The sequence below is a fragment of the Catenulispora pinistramenti genome (assembly GCF_018274385.1).
Taxonomy (GTDB): domain Bacteria; phylum Actinomycetota; class Actinomycetes; order Streptomycetales; family Catenulisporaceae; genus Catenulispora; species Catenulispora pinistramenti.
On the sequence record NZ_JAAFYZ010000025.1, the window covers coordinates 27652 to 43020 of the forward strand.

Consider the following 15369-nt stretch of genomic DNA (forward strand, 5'->3'; position numbering starts at 1 on the left):
AGGGGCGAAAACGGCCCGGGTGGACCACCCGGGCCGCGCGAGGGCCGTGAAGCCTCAGGGCTCCAGCAACTCCCCCGCGCTCAGCGCCTCCACCTCGGCGGCCCGCGCCACCGAAGCCGGAGCCGTCGTCACCATCTCGTACACCGCGAGCAGGTCCGCGGCCACCACCGACCAGTCGTAGCGCCGCACCGCGAGCGAGGCCGCCTGCGACAGCCGCGCGCGCTCCCCGGCGTCGCCCAGCAGCTCGATCGCGTCCTTGGCCAGGGCGTGGGCGTCGCCGACCGGGAACGTGCGCCCGACCGTGCCGCCCTCCAGGACCAGTTCGAAGGCGTCCAGGTCGCTGGCCAGCACCGGCGCTCCGGCGGACATGGCCTCGACCAGGATGATGCCGAAGCTCTCGCCGCCGAGGTTGGGCGCCACGTAGACGTCCACGCTGGACAGCAGGCGTGCCTTGTCCGTATCGGAGAGCCGGCCCAGGAACTCCACCTGGCCGCGCACCGCATCCGGCAGGAACGCCGCGGCCTCCTCCGCGTCGCCGCCGCCGAGCACCAGCAGCCGGACGCCGGGCCGGACCGCGGCGATCTCGGGGAACGCCTCCAACAGCGTCGCCAGGCCCTTGCGCGACTCGGTGAAGCGGCCGATGAACGCCAGCGTCCCGCCCTGGCCGGGCTGCGTCTGCCACTCCGGCCGGGGCTCGGCGCGCTGGTAGAAACCGACGTCCACGCCGTTCGGGATCACCACCGCGTCGCCGCCCAGGTGCTCGACCAGGGTGCGGCGCGCGTATTCGGACACGGCGATACGGGCGCTGATCTTCTCCAGCGTGGGCTGGAGGATCGGGTACGCGACGGTCATCGCCCGCGAGCGCGGGTTGGCGGTGTGGAAAGTGGCGACGATCGGCCCGGAGCCGGCCCAGCAGGCCAGCATCGACAGGCTCGGCGAGGACGGCTCGTGCACGTGCAGCACGTCGAACGCGCCGTCGTGCAGCCAGCGCCGCACCCGCGCGGCGGACAGGAAGCCGAAGTTCACGCGCGCCACCGAGCCGTTGTACGGCACCGGCACCGCACGCCCGGCGGGGGTGACGTACTCCGGCAGCGAGGCCTCGTCGTCGGCCGGGGCCAGCACCGAGACCTCGTGACCCAGCCGGATCAGGTGCTCGGCCAGGTCCCGGACGTGGTTCTGCACGCCGCCCGGGATGTCCCACGCGTAAGGGCAGACCACGCCGATTTTCACGACGCCTCCGGGGAAGGCGACGGCTCCGGCTCAGGCGCGACCTTGGCCTGGGGCTCGGGCGCAGCCTTGGCCTCGGCTTCAGGCGCGGCCGCAGCCCCCGAATCCGTCTCTGTGTCCGCCGCCGCCGCAGCCGCAGCCGCCGGCTTCGCCTTGGGCGCCTTAGCCGGATCAAGGTCCGCGAGGAAGAACTTCTGCATCATGTGCCAGTCCGCCGGATGCGCGGCGATCCCCTCGGCATAAGCGTCGGCGAGCTGCTGGCACATCACGGCCACCTTCTCCGGCCGCTTCCCGTCAGCCGGAACCGGAATCTCCCGCCCCACCCTTATGCTCATCCGCCCATACGACGGGTACCAGAGCCGCACCGGCAGCAACGCCGCCCCGGTCTGCACCGCCAGCGCCGCCGGCCCGGCCGCGATCCGCGTGGCCTCGCCGAACATCGTCACCTGCGCACCGCTGGCGCTCAGGTCCCGGTCGGCGACCAGGGCGACCGTCTTGCCGGCCCGCAGCCGCCGGGCCAGCGTGCCGAACACCGACGGGCCCCCGTCGTGCGGCAGCACCTCCATGCCCAGGCCGCGCCGGTAGTCCAGGAACTTCTCGGCCACCGACTCCGGCTTCAGGTGCTCGGCGACCGTGGTGAAGCCCTCGCCGGTGAAGTGCACCAGCCACACCCCGGCGTGGTCGTAGTTGCCGGTGTGGCCCAGGGCCAGGATCGCTCCGCGGCCGGAGGACATCGCGGCCTTCAGCCGCCCTATGTCCTCGGCGGGGAAGTCGACGCTGCTCATGATGCGCTCACGGCTCCACGTCGGCACGCGGAACTGCTCGCAGTACTGCCGCAGCGCCGACCGCATGGCCTGGTGCGAGACCGCGCGCAGCTTCGCCTCCGACGTGTCCTTGCCCAGCACCCGCAGCAGGTTCTTCTCCAGCTGCCGCACCTGGCCGCCGCGCCGGGCCCACAGCCGGTCGGCGATGAGGTCGAACACCCGGTAGGCCGCGCGCTCCGGCAGCAGCTTCACCGCTCCCCACGCCGCCCCGTAGCCCCAGCTGACCAGCCGCTCCTTGGCGCTTTCCGTACGCACGGTCCCAGCGCTCACGCGACCGCCTCCCCCTTGAGCAGTACCTTGCGGACCAGCATCACCCGCTGCACCAGCGTGACGAAGGACCCGATGGCGATGGCCCACAGCGTGATCGCCTGGATGTAGGGCACGCCCAGCCCCGCCAGCCCGGTCGCCACCAGCGACCCGACCAGCCGCTCGCTGCGCTCGACGTAGCCGACGTTGGCGTTCACCCCGAGCCCCTCGGCGCGGGCCCGCGCGTAGGACACCACCGCGCCCAGCGCCATGATGGCCAGGCAGAGCCCGAACATGACCGGCTGGTTCCCGCCGCGGGCGAACCAGTACGCCAGCCCGCCGAAGATCGCCGCGTCGCCGAGCCGGTCCAGCGTGGAATCCCAGAACGCCCCGAACTTGTCGGTGCGCTCCAGAATCCGCGCCATCGTGCCGTCGATCAGATCGGAGAACACGAACGCGGTGATGACCACCGTCCCGACGAAGAACGACCCGCGCGGATAGAAGCACAGCGCACCGGCGATCACGCCGAGCGTGCCCACCAGCGTCACCGCGTCCGGACTGATCCCGATCTTCAGAAAGAACCGGGCGGTCGGGGTGAAGATGGCGGTGAAGAAGGCACGCGCATAACGGTTGAGCATGACCGTCCTGAAATCGGGTACGTGGGGTCGGTGGGGCGTCTGTCCCGCGGCCAGCCGACCGCGAGGCCATCATAGGGGTCCGGCCGCCTCCGGCTACCCTCGACGGCCGGGTGGGACCGTCCCCGCCCGACCCCCTCGCACCCGTCGTCAGGCCTGGTCGAGCCCCTGGTTCAGGGCGGACACCGCGGCCCGCACCATCGCGGTCACCACTGAGGTGTCCAGGCCCACGCCCCAGACCTCACGGCCGTCCACCCGGGAGCGGATGTAGCAGGCCGCGACGGCGTCGGCGCCGGCGGCCACCGCGTGTTCGGAGTAGTCGAGCACTTCGAACCGGATCCCGGCCTTGGCCAGGGCCACGGTCAGCGCCGACAGCGGCCCATTACCGGAACCGGATACCGGGATGACACCGCCGTCGGCGCGGACCACGCTCGCCCCGACCCGGTGGCCGCCCTCCGGGAGTTCCTGGAACGCCGGCTCGGTCAGCTGCCACGGGCCGTCCTCCCCCGGCACCACATACGTCGCCCGGAACAGCTCCCACAGATCCTTCGGCGCCATCTCCTGACCGTGCTGGTCGGTGGCCCGCTGCACCACCTTGGAGAACACCGGCTGAAACTCGCGCGGCAGATCGACGCCGTAGTGCGTGCGCAGCAGATAGGCCATCCCGCCCTTGCCGGACTGGCTGTTGACCCGGATCACGCCCTCGTAGCTGCGCCCGACGTCCGCCGGGTCGATCGGCAGGTACGGCACGTCCCACGGCGCCTGGTCCGGCGGCACTCCCAGCTTGGCGGCCGAGGCGGCGTGGTGCGCCATGCCCTTGCTGATGGCGTCCTGGTGCGTGCCGGAGAACGCGGTGTAGACGAGGTCGCCGCCGTAGGGGTGCCGCACGTGGACCGGGATCCGGTTGCACTCCTGGACCACGGCCTTGATCGCGTCGATGTCGGAGAAGTCGATCATGGGATCCACGCCCTGCGCGTGCAGGTTCAGCCCCAGCGTCACCAGGTCCACGTTGCCGGTGCGCTCGCCGTTGCCGAACAGGCAGCCCTCGACGCGCTGCGCCCCGGCCAGCACCGCGAGCTCGGCGCAGGCCACGCCGGTACCGCGGTCGTTGTGCGGGTGCACGGACAGGATCACGTCCTCGCGGCGGGCCAGGTTCCGGCTCATGTACTCGATCTGGTCGGCGTAGATGTTCGGCGTCGCCACCTCGACCGTGGCCGGCAGGTTGTGCACCACGGGGCGGTCGGCGCACGCGTCCCAGATCTCGGTGACCCGGTCGCAGACCTCGAGCACGTAGTCCGGCTCGGTCAGGTTGAACACCTCAGGCGAGAACTGGAAGCGCATCCGGTCGGCGCCCGAACTGTGTTCCGCGCCCGCGCCTTTCGCCCCCGAGCGCTGGTCGGCGAGCTTGGCGACCAGTTCCGCGGCGTCCTCGATCAGCGCCTTGACCTCGGCCCGGCTGCCCCGCAACACCAGGTCGCGCCAGGCCGGCGCGGTCGCGGTGTAGAGGTGGACCAGCACGTTCGGCAGGCCCTCGACCGCAGCGAAGGTCCGCTCGATCAGCTCGGGCTTGGCCGGGGTGAAGACGGAGATCGTGACGTCCTCCGGGATGTCGTCACGGGCCGCCAGCGAGCGCACGAAGTCGAAATCCGTCTGGCTGGCCGAGGGATAAGCGACCTCGATCTCCTTGTATCCCATCAGCAGGAACAGGCCGAACATCCGGGCCTTGCGCTCGGTGTCCATCGGCTCGGCCAGCGCCTGGTTGCCGTCCCGCAGGTCCACCGGGACCCACAGCGGCGCGGCGGTGAAGCGGTTGTCGGGCCAGGTCCGCGCTGGCTGTGTCTTCGTCTCCGGCTTCGCCGCGAGCGGGACGTCCACCCGGTCGAAGACGCTCCGGTAGCGGTGCGAGGGCATCGGGCTGGGCTGCTGGGGATTCCACGGCGGGGTCAGGGCTCGAGTCGTCATGCCCCCGAACGGTAGCACTCCTCAGACAAGCTGAGCACCTGAGTTGCTGAGCGGTGCCGGGACGGTGGTACAACTGGGGCCGTGAGCCTGCGATCGATCCAGCCCAGCCCGCTCGTGGAGCAGGCCGCCGAACAGCTGCGCGAGCAGATCACCGGCGGGGCCTGGCCGGTCGGCACCAAACTGCCCGGCGAGACCACGCTGGCCGCCTCGCTGGGCGTCGGCCGCTCCACGGTCCGCGAGGCGATCCGGGCCCTGGCCGGCGAGGGGCTGCTCCAGCCGCGGCAGGGGGCCGGGGTGTTCGTGCTGGCCGTCGAGTCCCGCACCGATCTGGCCGACCACCTGCGCAAAGCCTCGGTCGCCGACCTCTACGAGGTCCGGATGATGATCGAGACCCGGGCCGCGCGGCTGGCCGCCGAGCGCCGCACCCAGGCCGACGTCGCGACACTCGAAGCCGCGCTGGAGCGCCGGACCCGCGCCGCGCGCAGGTCCGACGAGGAGTTCGTGGACGCCGACGTCGCCCTGCACACGGCACTCGTGGCCGCGGCCGGGAACCCGGTGCTCACCGCCTTGTTCGAGCAGTTCGTCCCGACCCTGCGGGAGGGTCTGGTGGAGATGGTCAAACGGCTGGGCCGGGCCGACGAGAACCTGGGGCACCGGGCGCACGCGGCGCTGGTCGCGGCGGTCGCGGAGGGGAACCCGGACCGGGCCGAGACCGTGGTGAGCGAGGAGATCGGCGCGACCACGCTGCGCCGGATCCCGTGAGCCGCGACCTCGTAAACACCGCGTGAACCACTCGGGCCCCGCCCCCTTGTGGCCTGTCCGATATAGGAGTTGGCTGCAAGGAACAGCCGGGTAACGAAGTATGTACAGCTGGTACAACCGTTGCCCCCGTGTCATGACAAGATCGGCTCCGGCTCGGTGACGAGCCGCCCTGACCCAGGAAAAGGAGCACGCTCGATGGCAGACAAATCAGGCGGACAGGGCGGCCACGCCGGGGCCGCCGGCAGGGTGCCGACGCCCTCCGGGCCCGAGCGGATCCGGAACGTGGTGCTCGTCGGGCACACCGGTGCCGGCAAGACCACACTGGCCGAATCCCTGCTGGCGGCCACGGGCGCGGTGAACCGGCCCGGCCGGGTCGAGGAGGGCACCACCGTCACCGACTTCGACGAGGTCGAACAGCGGCAGCAGCGCTCGGTGGCCCTGGCCCTGGCCCCGGTGGAGTTCCAGGGTGTGAAGGTCAACCTGCTGGACGCCCCGGGCTACGCCGACTTCGTGGGCGACCTGCGCGCCGGACTGCGGGCGGCCGACGCCGCGCTGTTCGTCGTGTCGGCCGCCGACGGAGTCGACGGCTCGACGCGGCTGCTGTGGGAGGAGTGCGCGGCGGTCGGGATGCCGCGCGCCGTGGTCGTCACCAAGCTGGACTCGGCCCGCGCCGACTTCGACGAGATGGTGCTGATCTGCCAGCGCATCTTCGGCGACGGGGTGCAGCCGCTGTACCTGCCGCTGCTGGACGAGGAGGAACACGTCGGCGGGGTCATCGGACTGCTGACCCAGCGGATCTACGACTACTCCGAGGGCGAGCGCACCGAGCGCGACGCCGAGGAGGCGCACCGCGAGGGCGTGGAGAACGCCCGCAACGCCCTGATCGAGGGGATCATCGCCGAGAGCGAGGACGAGACCCTCATGGACCGCTACCTCGGCGGCGAGGAGCTGGACACCGAGGTGCTGATCGACGACCTGGAGAAGGCGGTCGCGCGCGGGTCCTTCTACCCGGTGCTGCCCTACTCGGCGATCGCCTCGGGGGCGGTCGCCGCTCCGCCGGCGCTGGGCTCGATCGAGCTGCTGGAGCTGATGACCAAGGCCTTCCCCTCGCCGCTGGAGCACGAGGTGCCGCCGGTCAGCTCGCCGGAGGGCAAGCCGAAGGGCCCGCTGACCTGCGACCCCGACGGGCCGCTGGTGGCCGAGGTGGTGAAGACCTCCACCGACCCCTACGTCGGGCGGATCAGCCTGGTCCGGGTGTTCTCCGGCACGCTGCGCCCCGATCTGCCGGTCCACGTCTCCGGCCACGGCCAGGAGTCCCGCGGGCACGCCGACCACGACATCGACGAGCGGGTCGGCGCGCTGTCCTGCCCGCTGGGCAAGGTGCAGCGCGGCATCGACGCCGGGATCGCCGGCGACATCGTCGCGGTGGCCAAGCTGCTGCACGCCGAGAGCGGCGACACGCTGTCCGGCAAGGACGACCCGATGCTGATCGAGCAGTGGCTGATGCCGGACCCGCTGCTGCCGGTCGCGATCCGCGCGCACGCCAAGAGTGACGAGGACAAGCTGTCGCAGTCGCTGTCCCGGCTGGTCGCCGAGGACGCCACGCTGCGCCTGGAGATGAACCCGGAGACCCGGCAGCTGGTGCTGTGGTGCATGGGCGAGGCGCACATGGACCTGGTCCTGGACCGGCTGAAGAACAAGTTCGGCGTGGCCGTGGACACCGTCTCGCACCGGATCTCGCTGCGCGAGACCTTCGGCGGGGCCGCCAAGGGCCACGGCCGACACGTCAAACAGTCCGGCGGCCACGGCCAGTACGCGATCTGCGACATCGAGGTCGAGCCGCTCCCGTCCGGCAGCGGCTTCGTGTTCGTGGACAAGGTGGTCGGCGGCGCGGTGCCCCGCAACTACATCCCCTCGGTGGAGAAGGGCGTGCGGGCGCAGATGGAGCGCGGCGTCGCGGCCGGCTACCCGATGATCGACCTGCGCGTGACCCTCTACGACGGCAAGGCGCACTCGGTGGACTCCAGCGACATGGCCTTCCAGACCGCCGGTGCCCTGGCCCTGCGCGACGCCGCGGCCAAGACCAGCATCCTGCTGCTGGAGCCGGTCGACAGCCTGGAGATCCAGGTCGCCGACGAGTACGTGGGCGCGGTGATGGGCGACCTGTCCTCCCGGCGCGGCCGGGTGTCGGGCTCGGAGCCCGGCGAGAACGGCCGCACGGTGATCCGGGCCGACGCCCCGGAGGTGGAGATCGGCCGCTACGCGATCGAGCTGCGCTCGCTGTCGCACGGCACCGGGACGTTCACCCGGAGCTACCTGGGGCACGAGCCCATGCCGCCGCAGCTGGCGACGAAGGTGAAGGCCGAGGTCGAGCAGGAGGCGTGACAGCACCGCAGCGCGCAAGGTCCTAACACGGCAGGAGGGGTCCCGACGCAGGACCCCTCCTCCCGCCTGTCATGTACACCAGTGTTCAGACTCAACACCGTGAGTCGCTGGTGAACCTCGACGGGTGAGGGTGGGAACGACGGTGCCGCGCAAATCCTCGGCGAATCAGCCGACCATGCAATTGAACGTCCCGGCGCCGGCGGCGAGTACGGCGCCGTCGCAACAGCAGGGGCTGCCACAGTCGCCGCCGGGGTCAACTCTGGTAAAGCCTCCGCAGCAGGCTCCGGTGCTGCCGCCGGGCCAGCCTCAGTCTCCCGGGCAATCTCCGCCTCCAGGGCAGCCCCAGTCTCCCCGGCGATCCGCGTCGGGGCCGTCTCGCCGGGCGGTCCTGGCCATCGCACTGGTTCTTGTACTAGTCGCCGCCGGCGGCGGCGTGACCTGGGCGATGTGGCCGACGAGCAAGGCGGCGCCGCCCGCGGCCAGTCCCCTGCACGTCGTCCCCGGCACGGTCCAGGCCGCGGTACTGACCCCGGACGAGGTCAGCAAGGCGATCGGCACGACGGTGATCGCCGGCCCGCAGAGCGACCAGCCGCCGGCCGCGCTGACCGCCGACCCGGCGTTGTGCGCGGTGGCCGTGGGACCGGCGACCGCGTCCGGCTACACGTCGGGCTGGACGGTGTTCCTGTCCACCACGTATGAGGACTCTGCCGGGTCCGGGGACTACACCGTGACCCAGACCGTGGGCGTCTACGGCAGCGCGGACCAGGCCACGAGCGTGTTCGGCAAGCTCGGCGACGGCGTGAAGGGCTGCCCGTCGGCGACCCGGACCGACCCGAATCAGGGCCCGGTGAAGTGGGACTACACCGTCGGCACGGCGACCTCGGACACCCTCGTCTGGACCGCTACGCAGGAGTCCGGCGGCGGGTGGGCGTGCTACCGGCAGGCCCGGCTCAAGGGCAAGGACGTGGTGCAGGTCGCGGTGTGCGAGGGCGGGGACGGCGGGTCGGCGGCCGCGCAGGTCGCCGGGCAGTTCACGGCCCGGGTGAGCGGGTAGCCATGGCTGTCTTCACTGCTATCGGCCGGGGTTTGCCGCTGCGCCGCTCAGCTGCGGTGCTGGCCACCGCCACGCTTGGCCTGGCGGCCTTCGCCGGACCCGCACAGGCCACGTCCGGACCGACTGTTCCGCTCGCGCAGCCGATCTCAACCACCGCGACCGCGGCCGGGCCGGCCACCGACGACGACCCCGGGCTGACCCCGACCCCGACTCCTGATATGCCGGGGGTACTGATCGCCACGGCCGAGCCCGAGGCTCAGGCGATCGCGGCGAAGTACCAGGCCGACGCGCAGGCCGTCACAGCGCAGGCAAACGCGGCCAAAGCCGAGGAAGGCCCGCTTGAGACACGCGCGGCCGACGTACAGACACGCGAGGCCAACCTGGAGGCGCAGTTCGCGAGCACACAAGCGCGGGCCAACACCCTCAACGGCCAAGCCGACGCCCTCAACACCGCCATCGCCACCCACAACAGCGAACCGCACCAGTTCCAGCTCCCGGCTCAGGCAAGCCAACTGGCCGCGTACAACCAGGAAAAAGCGAACCTCGAAGCCCAACAGGCGAGCCTGCAAAGCCAGTTCAACGCCCTCACCGCACAAACCAACCAACTGCAAAGCGCACAAGCCCAGGCCGACGCTGACCAGGCAAAGGTCAACGCCGACATCCAGAAGCACAACGCCGCCGTGGCGGCGCTCCAGACCGCCATCTCGAATCTGAAGGCCGAGCGCCAAGCGTGCGTCGCGAAGATCGCCGCACTCCTCCAGAACATGCTCGCCGGCACCCAGACCGGCGGCGCCAGCCCCCTGGCCACCGCCGGCGGCGACCAGTCCGCCCCGGCAGCCGCCCTCGCCCCGACCCCGCAGGCCCAGGCACTGCCCAGCGGCGGCGGCGACCAGTCGGCCCCGGCCCAGGTCGGCACCTACGCCCCGGTCACAGTCGGAGCGACCGGCACCGCGGGCACCCAGACCGGATCGGGCTCGGCCCAGACCGGCACGGCACCCCCGCTCGTCATCACCCCGACCACGGTGGAGACGTACATGCCGCCGGCCGGCCTCGCCAAAATGTCCGCGGACCAGGCCGCCGACATAAACCCGGCCCAAACCTACGGCGCCCTGATCCCCGAACCCAGCGGCAACTACGCGGTGCTCCAGCTCCCGCTGCCCGCGGGCACCACGGCACCCCCGGGCCAACAGGCCTACACCACCGCCATCAACAACGGCGCCAAGGCCACCACCTACATCGCCGGCAAGCCGGTCGTGGTCGACCATGTCGTGCTGGCGAGCCCGATGCCCACGGCGAACCAGGGCGGGGACACCGCGCGGCCGGTGCAGGCCTCGCCGCTGGCGTCGGCCCTGCCGAGCTGGCTGCCGAGGCTGAACCAGCCCAGTGCGGTGAGCGGGCCGCCAGTCAGCGTCACCGCGCTGCAGGGGCTGCTCGGGCAGAACGGCCTGAACTTCTACGCGACGCGGTTCGACCTCGAATACGCACCGGTCATCTTGGATGGCAACGGCAACCCCTTGTATGCCACCGCTCCCGTGGATGCACAGGGCAACCCCGCGCTAGGTCAGACCGGGAAGCCGATCCTTCGGTTCTCAAGCCTGGGTCTGCAGAACCCCGGCCAGGCGATGAACGCCTTCTTCCAGGCGGCGGTGGCCAACGCGAGTGCCCGGGCTGAACCGCCCTGTCCCGAACACAGTTTCTCGGGGTCTACCAAGGTCCTGATGGCGGACGGCTCCGTCAAGCCGATCGCCGACGTCCGGGTCGGGGACCTGATCCGGAACGCCCAGCCGGGCGGCGGGACGGAGGTCCACCGCGTGGACCAGGTCCACATGACGACGACGGACACCGCCTTCGTCGATGTGGCCGTGGCCGTACCCGGGGGCGGCGGCACCATCGTCGGAACGGCGAACCATCCGTTCTACGACACCAGCGCCGGCGGGTTCGTCGATGCCGGTGATCTGCGGGCGGGCGACCGTCTCCAGACCGGGACGAGCGGACGGGCCACAGTGGACGCCGTCCACGCGCAGGTCGGACCGCTCGTCACCTACGACCTGACGATCGACGGGTTGCACACGTACTTCGTCGAAGCCGGGCAGACGCCGGTATTGGTCCACAACGATATCTGCAGCGAGCTTCCCTCGAAAGTCAGTGCGAAATACGCCGTACTGGGCCGACTGAAGGACACTGAAAAAGCGAACAAATGGCCCAACTACGAAGTCCTCGGACTCCCCAGCGGCTGGACGATCGCCGCGAACGACGCGTTCATCGCGGGTGTGATCGCGAAAGGGCAGACGGTCTACTTCGCCTCGCCCCTGACCCCGCAAAACCTGTGGGACGCCGCGAAAAACAGAGTAACCGTGACCTTCCGTGAAGTCGTCCAGCTCTTGAATGCCGGATACACGTTCAGAGGAGCCGACGGCAACCCGTACCAGTACATGGATCCACCCGGAGTCCCGTAAGACGACGGCCGAGGGGCAAGCGGCAGAACAAGACGGCTCCCTGGGGAATCGCGATCGATTCCCCAGGGAGCCGCGTGCCTCGCGGGCCTCAGCCCGAGACACTCCCGCGCGCCGCCGGCGGCAGCGCGCAAGCAGCGGTGCCGCCAGGCATCCGCTGCCGGTTGTTCGCGATCAGGCGATACACGCCGGCCGCGATCCAGCGGACCGGCGGGGTGCGGAGCATCCATCCGGCCGCGGCGTAGATTCCGCCCGCTGAAATCAAAAGGCGCGCAACTGCCTGCGCGCCTCCGTGGATTCGGCCTGTCGGGTCCACCCACAACACTTCGTGTGTTGCCCGTTCCTCTGTTGTTCCGTACAACTCGAGGTCTGTGAACTGGTAAGCCGTCACCTCCGCGTCGATCGGGAGGCGCTTGAGGACGTTGACCGAGCGCGTGCAGAAGGCACAGTCACCGTCATAGATCAGAACCGGCTTGGGGAAGCTGCCCTCGTCCATACCCTCATTCTACGGGCCATTCGTCCGCCAACAGCTTGCGGGTTTCCCCTAGCAGCTGCGGAAGGACCTTGGTCTGGCCCACCACGGGCATGAAGTTCGTGTCGCCGCCCCAGCGCGGGACCACGTGCTGGTGCAGATGTGCCGCGATGCCCGCACCTGCGACGTCGCCCTGGTTCATGCCGATGTTGAAGCCCTGCGCTCCGGAGGCGGCGCGGACCGCGGTCATCGCGCGCTTGGTGAAGTCGGCGAGTTCGGCGGTCTCGGGCAGGGTCAGGTCTGTGTAGTCCGCCACGTGCCGGTACGGGACCACCATCAGGTGCCCGCCGTTGTACGGGTACAGGTTCAGCACCGCGTAGACCAGCTCCCCGCGGGCGATGATCAGCCCGTCCTCGTCGCTCAGCGACGGGATGCGGCAGAACGGGTCCTCGCCGGCGGCCGGGCCGGTGGGCTTGTTCTCGCCCTTGATGTAGGCCATGCGGTGCGGCGTCCACAGCCGCCGGAAGCCGTCCGGCTCCCCCACGCCGTCCTGCGCCTGAAGGTCGGCCGCCTGGTTCGGGTCGTCGGTCGGGTCCGGCATGGTCATGACACGAAGCTTAGGCGGTGCGCCTTTCGGGACGGAATAGCGTCCTGAGGATCTTCCTGGTGCCCCGGGCTTACCCGGAGACCGCATATTGTTGAAGCCACTATGACCCTCACCGATCGCCTGCCCGCCACCGACGACCCCGACGCGCTCTTCGACGCCTTCAGCGAGTGGGCCGGCGAGCAGGGGATCACGCTCTATCCAGCCCAGGAGGAGGCGCTGCTGGAGGTGGTGACAGGGGCCAACCTGATTCTGTCCACCCCCACCGGCTCCGGCAAGTCGCTGGTCGCCGCCGGCGCGCACTTCGCCGCGCTGGCCCGCTACCGCGACGACCCCCGGCAGCGCACCTACTACACCGCGCCGATCAAGGCGCTGGTGAGCGAGAAGTTCTTCGCGCTGTGCGCCATGTTCGGCGCGGACAAGGTCGGGATGCTCACCGGCGACGCCAGCGTGAACCCGAACGCGCCGATCATCTGCTGCACCGCCGAGGTGCTGGCCAACCACGCGCTGCGCGACGGCGCCTCGGCCGACATCGGCCAGGTGGTGATGGACGAGTTCCACTTCTACGCCGAACCCGACCGCGGCTGGGCCTGGCAGGTGCCGATCCTGGAGCTGCCGAAGGCACAGTTCGTGCTGATGTCGGCGACGCTCGGTGACGTCACCCGGTTCGAGAAGGACCTCACCCGGCGCACCGGCCGCCCGACCGCGGTGGTCTCCTCCGGGCAGCGTCCGGTGCCGCTGTATTACTCCTATTCAGAGACGCCGCTGCACGAGACGCTGGAAGACCTCCTGCAGACCAATCAGGCGCCGATCTACGTCGTGCACTTCACCCAGGCCGCGGCCATCGAGCGCGCGCAGGCGCTGATGAGCGTCAACGTGTGCACCAAGGAGGAGAAGGCCAAGATCGCCGACATGATCGGCAACTTCCGGTTCACCGCCGGCTTCGGCAAGACGCTCTCGCGGCTGGTCCGGCACGGGATCGGCGTGCACCACGCGGGCATGCTGCCGAAGTACCGGCGCCTGGTGGAACTGCTGGCGCAGGCCGGGCTGCTGAAGGTGATCTGCGGCACCGACACCCTGGGCGTCGGCATCAACGTGCCGATCCGCACCGTGCTGTTCACCGGGCTGACCAAGTACGACGGCGTGCGGACCCGCCAGCTCAAGGCCCGCGAGTTCCACCAGATCGCCGGGCGCGCGGGCCGGGCCGGCTACGACAGCGCCGGCTACGTCGTGGCGCAGGCCCCCGAGCACGAGGTGGAGAACGCCAAGCGCGTCTCGAAGGCCGGCGGCGACAAGAAGAAGCTCTCGCGGGTGGTCCGGGTCAAGGCGCCGGAGGGCTTCGTCTCCTGGGGCAAGCCGAGCTTCGAGCGTCTGGTCGCCGCCGAGCCGGAGCCGCTGACGTCCAGCTTCCAGGTCAGCCACGCGATGCTGCTGAACGTCATCAGCCGCCCGGGCAACGCCTTCGACGCGATGCGGCACCTGCTGGAGGACAACCACGAGGACCGCAAGTCGCAGCTGAAGCTGATCCGCAAGGCGATCGCCATCTACCGGGGACTGCTGGCCGCCGGGATCGTCGAGCGCCTGGACGAGCCGGACGAGCAGGGCCGGACCGTGCGGCTGACCAAGGACCTGCAGTTCGACTTCGCCCTGAACCAGCCGCTGTCGCCGTTCGCGCTGGCCACGCTGGAACTGCTGGAGCCGGAGTCGCCGACATACGCGCTGGACGTCCTGTCGGTCATCGAGTCGACGCTGGACAACCCGCGGCAAGTGCTGTCCGCGCAGCAGAACAAGGCGCGCGGCGAGGCAGTCGCGCAGATGAAGGCGGACGGGATCGAGTATGAGGAGCGGATGGAGATCCTTGAGAACGTCGGGTATCCCAAGCCGCTCCAGGAACTTCTAGAGGCGGCGTACGACGTCTACAAGCGCAGCTCCCCGTGGGTCGCCGACTACGAGGTCGCCCCGAAGTCCGTGGCGCGCGACATGTTCGAGCGCGCCATGACCTTCGCGGAGTACGTGAGCTTCTATACGCTGCCGCGCTCCGAAGGTCTCCTCCTGCGCTACCTCGCGGACGCCTACAAGGCGCTCAAGCACACGGTGCCCGAGGAGATGCGCAACGACGAGGCCAACGACCTCATCGAGTGGCTCGGCGAGATGGTGCGCCAGGTCGACTCCTCGCTGCTCGACGAGTGGGAGGAACTGGTCAACCCGGGCGAAGAGGCCCCGGCCGTCTCTCCGCACAACTTCGACGAGCGCCCGCCCCCGGTCACCGCGAACGCCCGCGCGTTCCGGGTCATGGTCCGCAACGAGCTGTTCCACCGCGTGGAGCTCTTCGCGTTGAGGAAGTACGACGACCTCGGCGAGTTGGACGCGGCCTCCGGCTGGGACTCGGAGAAGTGGTACTACGCGATCGAGGACTACTACGACGCCCACGACGTGCTTGGCACCGGCCCGGACGCCCGCGGCCCGAAGCTGCTGGTCATCGACGAGAAGCCGGAGGACCGGCCGGGCACCTGGCTGATCCGGCAGATCTTCGACGACCCCGAGGGCTACCACGACTGGGGCATCAGCGCCGAAGTGGACCTGGCGGCCAGCGACGAGGCGGGCACGGCCGTGGTGACCGTCACCGCCGTGAACCAGCTGTAGCACCCCGGGATCGTTCCGCGGCCCTGCCGCGTTGGTCGGTGGGAGGACCTACGATGGCGCGGCGGCACCGATACCGCCGCGCACGACCCAGCGCCGTACAAG

11 protein-coding genes are annotated in these 15369 nt (G+C 70.4%); 5 read left to right on the forward strand and 6 right to left on the reverse strand.

Annotated elements, in window-relative coordinates; genetic code table 11:
- Positions 1 to 54 precede the first annotated feature (54 nt).
- From KGQ19_RS10330 to leuA, 4 genes are all read right to left on the reverse strand, one after another.
- Positions 55 to 1230 (reverse strand): glycosyltransferase family 4 protein, encoded by a 1176-nt coding sequence (locus KGQ19_RS10330; protein WP_212008867.1) that lies wholly within the window; start codon positions 1228 to 1230, stop codon positions 55 to 57.
- A complete protein-coding gene (locus KGQ19_RS10335; RefSeq protein ID WP_307856386.1) occupies positions 1227 to 2321 on the reverse strand; it encodes a phosphatidylinositol mannoside acyltransferase in 1095 nt (364 codons plus the stop codon). Before KGQ19_RS10335 ends, KGQ19_RS10330 begins: the two co-directional genes overlap by 4 nt.
- The gene (pgsA, locus tag KGQ19_RS10340) at positions 2318 to 2935 is read right to left on the reverse strand and encodes a phosphatidylinositol phosphate synthase (protein WP_212008868.1); all 618 of its coding nucleotides are present in this window, start codon (positions 2933 to 2935) and stop codon (positions 2318 to 2320) included. The genes KGQ19_RS10335 and pgsA overlap by 4 nt, the downstream gene beginning before the upstream one ends.
- Positions 2936 to 3082: 147 nt before the next feature.
- Entirely contained in the window at positions 3083 to 4894 is a 1812-nt protein-coding gene (gene leuA / locus KGQ19_RS10345) for a 2-isopropylmalate synthase (RefSeq protein ID WP_230418445.1), read from the reverse strand.
- An 81-nt stretch (positions 4895 to 4975) separates the two neighbouring features.
- Here leuA and KGQ19_RS10350 point away from each other — a divergent pair, with 81 nt between their 5' ends.
- The 4 genes from KGQ19_RS10350 to KGQ19_RS10365 all read left to right on the forward strand — a co-directional run bounded on the left by KGQ19_RS10350 (position 4976) and on the right by KGQ19_RS10365 (position 11551).
- Positions 4976 to 5656, forward strand: a complete 681-nt coding sequence (locus KGQ19_RS10350) for a FadR/GntR family transcriptional regulator (RefSeq protein ID WP_212008869.1) — start codon at positions 4976 to 4978, stop codon at positions 5654 to 5656.
- Between the two features lie 195 nt (positions 5657 to 5851).
- A complete protein-coding gene (locus tag KGQ19_RS10355) occupies positions 5852 to 8041 on the forward strand; it encodes an elongation factor G-like protein EF-G2 (RefSeq protein WP_212008870.1) in 2190 nt (729 codons plus the stop codon).
- Positions 8042 to 8474: 433 nt separating this feature from the next.
- A complete protein-coding gene (locus tag KGQ19_RS10360; RefSeq protein WP_212008871.1) occupies positions 8475 to 9095 on the forward strand; it encodes a sensor domain-containing protein in 621 nt (206 codons plus the stop codon).
- A 2-nt stretch (positions 9096 to 9097) separates the two neighbouring features.
- Positions 9098 to 11551 carry a Hint domain-containing protein gene (locus KGQ19_RS10365; protein ID WP_212008872.1) on the forward strand — a complete coding sequence of 818 codons (2454 nt, stop codon included), beginning with the start codon at positions 9098 to 9100 and terminating at the stop codon, positions 11549 to 11551.
- Positions 11552 to 11639: 88 nt separating this feature from the next.
- Here KGQ19_RS10365 and KGQ19_RS10370 read toward each other — a convergent pair whose 3' ends face one another.
- Together KGQ19_RS10370 and KGQ19_RS10375 are read right to left on the reverse strand one after the other, a co-directional pair.
- On the reverse strand, positions 11640 to 12044 hold the full coding sequence (locus KGQ19_RS10370; protein WP_212008873.1) for a thiol-disulfide oxidoreductase DCC family protein: 405 nt from the start codon (positions 12042 to 12044) through the stop codon (positions 11640 to 11642).
- Positions 12045 to 12048: 4 nt separating this feature from the next.
- Positions 12049 to 12627, reverse strand: coding sequence for an HIT family protein (locus KGQ19_RS10375; RefSeq protein WP_307856387.1), 579 nt, complete (start codon positions 12625 to 12627; stop codon positions 12049 to 12051).
- Between the two features lie 102 nt (positions 12628 to 12729).
- Here KGQ19_RS10375 and KGQ19_RS10380 point away from each other — a divergent pair, with 102 nt between their 5' ends.
- Entirely contained in the window at positions 12730 to 15267 is a 2538-nt protein-coding gene (locus tag KGQ19_RS10380; protein ID WP_212008874.1) for a DEAD/DEAH box helicase, read from the forward strand.
- The last annotated feature ends 102 nt before the right edge of the window (positions 15268 to 15369 follow it).

What these genes read in the sequence shown, in the direction of transcription:
- pgsA (WP_212008868.1), bottom strand. Translation starts at nt 2,935, where the DNA reads ATGCTCAACCGTTATGCGCGTGCCTTCTTCACCGCCATCTTCACCCCG.
- leuA (WP_230418445.1), bottom strand. Translation starts at nt 4,894, where the DNA reads ATGACGACTCGAGCCCTGACCCCGCCGTGGAATCCCCAGCAGCCCAGC.
- KGQ19_RS10355 (WP_212008870.1), top strand. Translation starts at nt 5,852, where the DNA reads ATGGCAGACAAATCAGGCGGACAGGGCGGCCACGCCGGGGCCGCCGGC.
- KGQ19_RS10365 (WP_212008872.1), top strand. Translation starts at nt 9,098, where the DNA reads ATGGCTGTCTTCACTGCTATCGGCCGGGGTTTGCCGCTGCGCCGCTCA.
- KGQ19_RS10370 (WP_212008873.1), bottom strand. Translation starts at nt 12,044, where the DNA reads ATGGACGAGGGCAGCTTCCCCAAGCCGGTTCTGATCTATGACGGTGAC.
- KGQ19_RS10375 (WP_307856387.1), bottom strand. Translation starts at nt 12,627, where the DNA reads ATGACCATGCCGGACCCGACCGACGACCCGAACCAGGCGGCCGACCTT.
- KGQ19_RS10380 (WP_212008874.1), top strand. Translation starts at nt 12,730, where the DNA reads ATGACCCTCACCGATCGCCTGCCCGCCACCGACGACCCCGACGCGCTC.